We start from the raw sequence: 9107 nt of genomic DNA on the forward strand, positions 1-9107 counted from the left end.
AGCGAGCTTGTCGTGATTTGCAGCTGGGTTTGCCCGAATGCCAGTTGAGCAGAAAATATGAAAAATAGGAGGAGGGCTAGGGACCGACCCAGGCCGCGACTCTCGACATTCCCCTCCTTTTCAAGGAGGGGTGGCTGCGCCATCAAGAAGAAGGTCCCGTTCCTCAGCGGCGCAGACGGGGTGGTTAGTAACTTCAACAAATAAGGTGCGCTGCGCGGTTCCTGGATAACCGCTATTGCTGCTTCGCCCTTTCGGGCTCGCGCTTCGCGCCCGCCCGAGCGTTCTAACGTTTGATCGCTCGGGCACCCCGCCTTGAAAAGGCGGGGTATGTTTATCTCATCGCATTTGGGGTTACTGACGCGCCTCATTGCGCATACCCCATGATCGCCACAAACCTCGGCGGCGGCACCACCACGATTCTCGGCTCAACCCCGGACGCGTCCAGCACCATCACGGGCTGCGTCGAGGCATTTGCAAACCGGAATATCGAATTCCCGTTCAGCCGCATCAGTCCCTTAGCCTGACATCCACAAGCGACAACCTTCCACGTCCTCGTCTGCACATCCACAATCGCGACGTTGCCTGAACTCCCATCCTGCAGAAACACCTTGCCACCGTCATCCGACGCCGCAATGCTGGAAAATCCCGTCATTCCATCCACCGCCGACACCAGCGGCACCTGAGTCGCCGCCCGCCCGGCATCCATCACGATGAATGCGCTCTGTGTGGCATCATCACTGACAATGGCATCCTCTTTATTGACGAAAAAAGCCGCCGCCGCAGGTTGAGCGATCGGCAGCCGGGAGACGGTACCCGATGACGGGATAACCCACAGGCCGGAACCCCCGTCGTCCGTCACTGTTTTCATCAGAACGACGGCTCCATCGTCGCTGATCGAAATCGCGGTCGGCTGTCCCGCAACTTGGGACGCGTCGAGAGAGGCGGTCACTGCCGGCGCCGACGGCAGGCCCTGAATGACCTGCACGGTTCGGGACCCGCCGTTATAAATGCCCGCCGCCTTTCCACCAGGGCTGATGGCCAGCAACGCCGGCGCGGCCTGCGCGCCGTCGACTGCAACAACCGACAGGTTGGCCAGGTTTACAAGGACGACGCTCGCGTCGCTATTGCTAACGGCGAGCGCATAATCCTGTTTGGGAGCGATAACGGCCCCATGAATCGCGCTGTTGAGTTGAATCGGAGCCGCCAGGACCGAAGCACCGGGAATTCCGGCGATCGGAAAGATCGAGGCGCCGGCTTCGTCCGGCAGAAATCCGACCAGCGGGCCGTTTATGGACGACGTTTGGGCCCGAACCTCGACGTTTCCGACGGCCAGACCAAGACAAATTAGAATAGGCAAAAAACGCATACGTTCCTTCGTGCAGTTATTTGGGCGCGCCTACTGCGGTTCCTCCAAAAGTGATGGTGGTACCGCTCGATGAGCTCGACGAGCTCCCGCTGTTGCTGTGGGCGGCAACTGCAGCAGCCGCCGCGGCCCCCGCGATAGCGAAGATCAGGATCAGCTTCTTGTGTCCTCCACCCTTCGCCACATTCGTTTGCAAGATGCTGGCTGTCGCCATTTGCCCCTGAAATTCCACCTTGACCACGACCTGGTACGGTCCATCCGACGCATTCGGGTGAAATGGACCGGCATTGGCAATCCCATCGGGACCTGTCACCAGACGCACGCTGCGTGAATCGTTCGCGAATTCTCCGCTCGGTCCGCCTTCGGGGGCCGTAAACGTGACCGCAGCGCCGCCTACTGGCCGGGCATTGGCATCCTGAATTCGTACGACCATAGGCCGCGCCGGAATCTGTTCGGTAACATTCCTGGCGCCTTCGCCCTCGACAACAACAATGTGCAGGCCTTGCTGCGCGGGCAGCGGCTGGCCCCAGGCCGAATGCAATACGAGCAGATGGCAAAGCGCCACGAGCGGCCATTGCTGCAGTCGTTTGCGCATTCCTTTTCTCATTTGCGGACCTAAGCCTCCTCACAAGCGGACCGATCATTATCCATGGTTTTACCGGCTCCGCCCGGGAAAAATATGGCTTGACAGATGAGCATGCGAATGAAAAATGGAGGACGGTTCTAGTAAGCCTGACGTCCCTGCAACATCCATAAACATGGGACCGTAGTGGCGGTAGCTCATCTGCCGCCTTTTTGCCTGCCGTTTCTCCGCCCGGAGCTGTTACTGATGAAAATTGGACTAACGACCTCTCAAGATTTTCTTGCATTGCTGGTACGGCGCCGGTGGTGGGTTATCGCTCCATTCATTGCGCTTTCCTTGACGGCCGCCGTGCTCACGCACTTTCTGCCGAAGAGTTATGTTTCGGAAACGTTGATTCTGATCCGGCCCCGCGACGTTCCTAAAGACTTCGTGAAGGACTTGATTTCCGGCACTCCACAGGAGCGTCTGAAAGCCATCGAACAAACGGTTTTGAGCAGGACAAATCTGATTCAGATTTTTCGGGAATTCGGCGACAGCCTTCCGGAGCTCTCGAGGCTGAATATGGACGAACGAGTGGTGAAGCTTCGGAATCAGATCAACATCGATTTCACGCTCGAAAAGAGCAATGGCGTCGAACTGCCCTTGACGTATTTTCGCATTTCTTACCGGAACGCGAATCCGGAGCTGGCTCAGAAGATCGCAAGCAAGCTGACCACTCTCTTTATCGAGCAAGACAATCAGGTCCGGCAGGACCAGGTTTTTGGTACGACCGAGTTTTTCACAGCCGAGCTGGAAAAAGTAACCCAGCAGTTGAATGATTCCGAAGCGAAGCTGAAGGATTTCAAAGCCTCGCGCCAATTCGAGCTCCCGGATCAACGGGAGGTGAATCTCAGAGGACTGGATCGCCTCGCTCTCGAAAAAAATGCCAACGCGGAGGCCCTCGATCGCGAACTGACGATTCGCTTAAACCTGGAGCGCGAAACCTCCGAGACACCGGCAATATTGCCGAAGCCGGCTCCGGTGGCGGTGACTCCTTCCGGGGTTCCAGTATCCGTTGAAGTTAATGCTCAATTCTCAGAGTATCGTAAGGCCGAACAGGAATACGCGGACCTGTCGTCCAAATACACTCCGAAACATCCGGAGGTTCTGGCCGCAAAAGCGCGGTTGGATCGGATAAAAGATAAACTGCCACCGGCGCTGCTCGCGGCGGCATCCGGTCAGCCCCCAACGGAAGCGACAGCGCCTTCCAGCCCGACACCGGCCCCAAGCCAGAGTGCTGGCGACCCGAACCCTGCCTACCTGAGATTGCAGTCGCAGCTGGAACAAGTGAAGACGGAGTTGGAAATCCGGCAGAAAGAAAAGGCTTTTATCGAGTCGGAAATCGGGAAATATAGCAAGCGCGTCGAAGACACTCCCAAGACCGAGCAGGATATTTCTGAGGTCGAGCGCCAGACGAACGATCTAAAAAGAGACTACGAGGATCTGAAGGGCAAGCTGGCTCAGGCGAAACTATCCGAGAGTCTCGAGAGCAAACAGAAGGGCTCTCAGTTCATCATTGTCGATCCGGCCAATTATCCGTTGGATCCGGATAAACCCAACAAGACGGCCGTCTTTCTCGCCGCCTGTGTGTTCAGTTTGCTGGCCTCGATGGCATTCGCCGCGGGCATCGATATCGCCCGGCAGAAAGTATGGACGCACTCCCAGATCGAAGCGTTGTGGGGATTGCCGGTTTTAGTCGAAATCCCCGAAATTTTGACGGATTCCGATTTGGCGGCAGTGCGTGTTCGGAATTTCAAGGCCCTTGTTGCCTCGATGGCCGGTGTTCTGGTTTACGGCGCCTGTCTTTATGGCGTTTTTCTCAAGCACAATTTCATCCTGAGGCAACTGGACCCTTTGCTTCAGAAACTCATTTACAAACAATAGTGCAGCACAAACGGGTTTTAGACGAAATTCGCCGGCTTCACGAAGAGCGGCGCACGGGCATGCTCGTTCTGGCCGGAAGTACGGGCGAGCGCGTCGAGCTTTTCTTCCGCGAGGGTTTGATCGAAGCGGCGTCATCGAATCTGGAGTCACGCCGCATCGGCGATTATCTGGTCAAAGACGGATCGCTCCAGCCTGATGACACAGATGCAATCCAGTCTGAGGCAGAACGCCGGAAAATCGGCTTCGCGGAGGCTGCCGTTGAGAAAAAGCTTCTGGATCGATCCGACGTTGGAGCGGCCGCCCGTGCTCAGGCGGTGGACCTGGTCGAACATGTTTTGACGAGCACGTTTGAAGTCGAGTCGTTTGCCGGCTCGTTACGCTCTTACTACGTTCCCGCGAAGCTCAGCTTTTCCCATGTCCAGCTCGAAATGTGCCGGAATAATTCGAGACCGGTGGAGCTGGAGGATGATGTACGCCTTACATTGGCAACCGGCGCTGATCTTTCGGGTTTTTCCTGGTTTCCCCAGGAACTGTCGATTCTCAACGAGCTCCGATGTGCTAGTACAGTGGATGAGTTGTCCGGCAGGACAGGCATTTCGGAAATAAACGTGAAGAAGATCCTGGGTGTTCTCGACAGCTTAGGCGTGCTGAGCGAGGCGGATGACGTCGAAGACTCTCCCGAACATACGGAACTGGTTGCCGCTTCCGGCTTTAATTTCGAAGCCTTGATTCCCGTCGTTACGGATGCCGTTCTGAACGAAAAACTGGAAGTCGCGAGAAACGAAGGGTCGTTTACGAGCGAACAGTTTAAGAATTTGAAGATTCGGATCCGGCAGGCGAATTCGGAAAGACCGATCCAGGTGATCACCGTCTCCAGCCCCGATGCCCAGGATGGCAAGTCTCTGATTAGCGCGAATCTGGCGTTTTCGTTCGCGCTCGATCCCGGCCGGCGTGTCGCCGTCGTGGATTGCGATTTGAGAAATCCCGCATTGGACAAGTATCTGGGCGTCCCGACCGAGCCCGGCCTTTTGCAATATCTCGGAAACGGTCATCTGAGTCCCTACTGCTATGTTCGCCGTCTGGAGAATCTCTATTTCCTGACTGCCGGTGGCCTGGCCCCGAATCCGATCGAGGCCCTGTCCATGAAGAAGATGAAGCAGTTGGTGGAGCAGCTGCGCAAAGACTTTGACACGGTTATCCTGGACGCGCCGCCGTATTCACCGATTTCCGACGCGCGGATTGTGAGTGCTTTGAGTGATGCGGTTCTGCTCGTCGTGCGCCGGGGTAAGACTTCTTACAGCAGCATCGATCACGCCTTTGCAGCGGCGGACCGGAATAAATTGCTGGGTGTGGTTTTTAATGACGTAAAGCCGATGCTTTTCCACACCAACCATCAATTTGGCTACTACTACGGCGAGGACAAGAGCGGCGAGGCCAAGATTACGAAAGTCCGCAGCACCCGCAGGAGTTATCTCGAACCCTGAAGTAAGGACACTTCAACCTTAAGGTGAATGCAATGAAGCAAACAACTCCAATTCCCCTTGCCGCTGAACCTCTTTTCCGGCGTCTGCTTTCCCTCGAGCGCCGCAGATGCGAGCGTTCCGAAGGCCGCTTTGGCCTGCTCCTCGTGGACCTGGAATCGGTTCGCGCCTCTGCGGCCGCCCCGGATCTTGAGCGCGTCGCCTCAGCTATCGCCGCTGCCATGCGCGAAACCGATATTACGGGCTGGTACGAAGAAGGTTCCACGATCGGCGTTATCCTCACCGAACTCAACGAAACCAAGCGGGAAACCCTCGAGGCCGTGGTTGTCGAGCGCACGAAGTGTCTGGTGGTCGATCACCTCGGGGAAATGCAGGGACACCGTGTTCGGATCTCCTGTCATCTCTTTCCGGATGACGATGTTGCAAATCACATTTTTTATTCGGAAGAGAACCAATCCCGTACCGGAACGACGCATTCCATGTTTCTGAAACGCGCAATCGACGTCGCAGGAAGTCTTGCCGCTCTCATTCTTTTGTCGCCCCTGTTCGTTGTGATCGCGGCGTTGATCAAACTCACTTCCGAGGGTCCGATTTTTTTCCGGCAAAAGCGGATTGGGCAGTTTGGCGGGAAATTCATTTTTCTCAAGTTTCGCTCCATGATTGTGAATAATAATCCGGAAATTCATCGGCAATACGTTCAGAATCTCATCACCAAGAAAGTGGATCCATCGGCCGGCGCCTTTAAGATCAAAAACGATCCACGCGTGACTCGAATCGGCAGATTTTTGCGCAAGAGCAGTCTTGATGAGCTTCCCCAATTTTTGAATGTCCTTTGCGGTGAAATGTCATTGGTCGGCCCCCGCCCGCCCATTCCCTATGAATTTGAAAATTATTTGCTATGGCATCGGCGGCGGGTCCTTGAGGTGAAGCCTGGCATTACCGGCGAGTGGCAGGTCTTCGGCCGCAGCCGCACGACGTTTGATGAGATGGTGCGGATGGACCTTCGATACATACAGAATCGCTCGATCTGGTTGGATTTGAAGATACTTTTCAAAACGCCATTGGCCGTGATCAGCGGTGACGGCGCCTATTAACAAAAGCAATACTTCGAGGATGGCTTGTGAATAACAAAAACTCTTCCACATTGAAAATCGGTGTTATCGGCTACGGCTACTGGGGACCGAATATCGTCCGCAATTTTTACAATGCGTCGGGCGCGACCGTCACCTGCGTCTGTGATTTGAGCCCGAAGTCTTTACAACGGGTGCGGCAGAACTATCCAGCGATGGAGGTGACAACCAATCCCGATGACATCCTGCTGAGCGCCGAAATCGACGCCGTGGCCATTGTGACTCCTATATCGCATCATTTCCCGCTTGCAAAGAGAGCGCTCGAGAATGGGAAACACATCTTTGTCGAGAAACCGTTCACTGCGAACACCGCTGAAGCCGCGGAATTGATCGAACTTGCCGAACGCAAGAATTTGCGCGTCATGGTGGACCACACGTTCCTGTTCAACGGTGCTGTTCGTAAGATTCGCGAGGTCATGGACAGCGGTCTTCTGGGCAACCTTTACTATTACGATTCGACACGCGTGAATCTCGGGTTGTTCCAGCACGACGCGAATGTCGTCTGGGATCTCGCTCCGCATGATCTGTCCATCATCGACCACCTGATTCCCGGCGGGCCGGAGGCGATCGTTGCGACGGGCGAAAAGCACGTCAATGGTGTCGAGGATATGGCTTTCGTCACGATGTATTTCCCCGACAAGGTCATCGCCCACCTCAACGTCAACTGGTTATCCCCAGTCAAAGTCCGGACCACGCTTATCGGCGGCGAGAAGAAAATGCTTGTCTGGAATGACCTCGAGGCCGACGAAAAGATCAAGATCTATGACAAGGGTGTCGAGCGCACGACATCGAATGGAGCCTACGATCTCCGTGTAAGTTACCGGGCGGGTGATCTGTGGGTTCCGCGCCTCGAGCAGGTCGAAGCGTTGACATACGAAACACAATACTTTGTGGATTGCGTTCTGAATGGCGAGAACCCATTTAATGACGGTAATGCGGGTCTGCGCGTCGTTCAGATGCTCGAAGCCATCGATGAATCGATGTCTCAAAAGGGCAAGATGGTGTACTGCAGCACGCCTGCAAAGCAGATGGCATCGGAAATTGCACATTGAGGTTGGGGTTCATCGCTCGTAGAGAGTGTTGGGTTCTGACACTGAGAGCAAAAGCGTTGGCTGTCGTCCTGGCCATTGGATTGGGAGCGACCACAATCTACGGCGCCTACCCATTCCTTGCAATCAATGATCCCAGATTACACGATTACCTCATTCTTGAAGGTTGGACGATTTCCAGCAGGAGTGTGTTGCGGCAAACGGCAGCGGCGTATCGCAATGGACACTATCGGGGCCTCTTGATCGCGGAAGAAGTATATGGTGACCAGGAGTTGGATCGGTATTGGTATCCGCAGAGCCATGATGTTGTGGACACTCTCGCCAAATACGGAGTTCCGTGCGACGCTGTAACAATAATCGCTTATCCAGCCGTGGAGCGCGACAGAACTTACCGTGCCGCAACCGCAGCTAAGGAGTGGTTCATCCGAAATAAGGTACCGATTCAGTCCGCGGACGTCGCCACAATTGGTCCGCATGCACGCCGCTCACGCCTGTTGTTCCAACAGGCATTCGGAAGTGTGGGAAAAATCGGAGTTATCGCTTTAACGGACGAACTATACGATCCAACACATTGGTGGGCAACCAGCGAGGGCTTCCGCGAGGTTCAGGGCGAGGCTGTCGCCTACCTCTATGCTCGCTTCTATCTTCTATGGCGGTAATGACCTTATCCTCGTCCGTACGCTGCTCCCGCGTTCTTGACCATTATTATCGCTGTGCGCCCGTTCTTCCGAACTTCCAGACGAGCGAGGTGTTGCAAGAGCCGAAGGGCTTTTTCCGTTTTGGGGATGTTGTTTGTTATGGACAGACTGTAGATGGGGCCGTTGCTTCATCTGCAAACGGAGAACTCGTCAGCCACCGGGGCGCACTTCAACAACGGAGCTCATCTATAGTCCTGCCCTTCGATATCGATGAAGTGGCCGACAATTTGAGAAATGAACGTTATCAAGGTTTTTCGGGCTGGCAAGCGAGGATTCAAAGATCGTTGATTCGGGATATCTACTATGCCATCCGTCCCGCGCTGCCCGTGTCACTCCGAAAGTACTTACAAAAGATCTATCTAGGAGACTGGCGCAGGATTGCCTTCCCAAAGTGGCCCATCGATGACAGCGTCGATCGATTGTTCCACAAAGTGCTTGCGCTTGGCATGCAGTCGTCAGGGATCGACCGGCTGCCATTCATCTGGTTCTGGCCTCACGGACATCAGTCTTGCGCCATCCTGACGCACGACGTTGAGACTGCTGCCGGCAGGGACTTTTGTGCCACGCTGATGGATCTGGATGACAGTTATTCCATTAAAGCGTCCTTTCAAATCGTGCCTCAGAAGAGGTATGCGGTTCCCCTCTCGTATCTTCAGTTGATCCGGGACCGCGGATTTGAAGTAAACGTCCAGGGGCTGGACCACGATGGAAATCTTTTCCGGGACCACAAAAGCTTTCTCAGGGATGCGAAACACATCAATAGCTACGCTCGGGAATTTGGTGCCTTGGGCTTCCGGTCCCCCATTCTGTACCGCAATGCCGACTGGTTCCAGGATCTCGATTTTTCTTATGACATGTCGGTCCCGAATGTGGCGCGCCT

8 protein-coding genes are annotated in these 9107 nt (G+C 55.1%); 6 read left to right on the top strand and 2 right to left on the bottom strand.

Annotation, left to right across the window (positions count from 1 at the left end; translation table 11 throughout):
• Positions 1-364: 364 nt before the first annotated feature.
• Together VGK48_22970 and VGK48_22975 are read right to left on the bottom strand one after the other, a co-directional pair.
• Positions 365-1366 carry a hypothetical protein gene (locus VGK48_22970; GenBank protein ID HEY2384048.1) on the bottom strand — a complete coding sequence of 334 codons (1002 nt, stop codon included), beginning with the start codon at positions 1364-1366 and terminating at the stop codon, positions 365-367.
• A gap of 16 nt (positions 1367-1382) precedes the next feature.
• A complete protein-coding gene (locus tag VGK48_22975; GenBank protein HEY2384049.1) occupies positions 1383-1958 on the bottom strand; it encodes a hypothetical protein in 576 nt (191 codons plus the stop codon).
• Between the two features lie 234 nt (positions 1959-2192).
• Between VGK48_22975 and VGK48_22980 the strand changes: the two genes are divergently transcribed.
• The 6 genes from VGK48_22980 to VGK48_23005 all read left to right on the top strand — a co-directional run.
• Positions 2193-3869, top strand: coding sequence for a hypothetical protein (locus tag VGK48_22980; protein ID HEY2384050.1), 1677 nt, complete (start codon positions 2193-2195; stop codon positions 3867-3869).
• Positions 3869-5353, top strand: a complete 1485-nt coding sequence (locus VGK48_22985; GenBank protein ID HEY2384051.1) for a CpsD/CapB family tyrosine-protein kinase — start codon at positions 3869-3871, stop codon at positions 5351-5353. The genes VGK48_22980 and VGK48_22985 overlap by 1 nt, the downstream gene beginning before the upstream one ends.
• Positions 5354-5385: 32 nt before the next feature.
• Positions 5386-6444: a sugar transferase gene (locus VGK48_22990; protein HEY2384052.1), complete on the top strand. Its 1059-nt coding sequence runs from the start codon at positions 5386-5388 to the stop codon at positions 6442-6444.
• A gap of 26 nt (positions 6445-6470) precedes the next feature.
• Entirely contained in the window at positions 6471-7532 is a 1062-nt protein-coding gene (locus tag VGK48_22995; protein ID HEY2384053.1) for a Gfo/Idh/MocA family oxidoreductase, read from the top strand.
• Between the two features lie 56 nt (positions 7533-7588).
• Complete coding sequence (locus VGK48_23000; GenBank protein ID HEY2384054.1) at positions 7589-8188, top strand: hypothetical protein; 600 nt, start codon at positions 7589-7591, stop codon at positions 8186-8188.
• Between the two features lie 323 nt (positions 8189-8511).
• On the top strand, positions 8512-9107 hold a 596-nt coding region (locus VGK48_23005; protein ID HEY2384055.1), incomplete at its 3' end, for a hypothetical protein.

The sequence above is a fragment of the Terriglobia bacterium genome (assembly GCA_036496425.1).
Taxonomy (GTDB): domain Bacteria; phylum Acidobacteriota; class Terriglobia; order 20CM-2-55-15; family 20CM-2-55-15; genus 20CM-2-55-15.

What these genes read in the sequence shown, in the direction of transcription:
- VGK48_22970 (HEY2384048.1), bottom strand. Translation starts at nt 1,366, where the DNA reads ATGCGTTTTTTGCCTATTCTAATTTGTCTTGGTCTGGCCGTCGGAAAC.
- VGK48_22975 (HEY2384049.1), bottom strand. Translation starts at nt 1,958, where the DNA reads ATGCGCAAACGACTGCAGCAATGGCCGCTCGTGGCGCTTTGCCATCTG.
- VGK48_22980 (HEY2384050.1), top strand. Translation starts at nt 2,193, where the DNA reads ATGAAAATTGGACTAACGACCTCTCAAGATTTTCTTGCATTGCTGGTA.
- VGK48_22990 (HEY2384052.1), top strand. Translation starts at nt 5,386, where the DNA reads ATGAAGCAAACAACTCCAATTCCCCTTGCCGCTGAACCTCTTTTCCGG.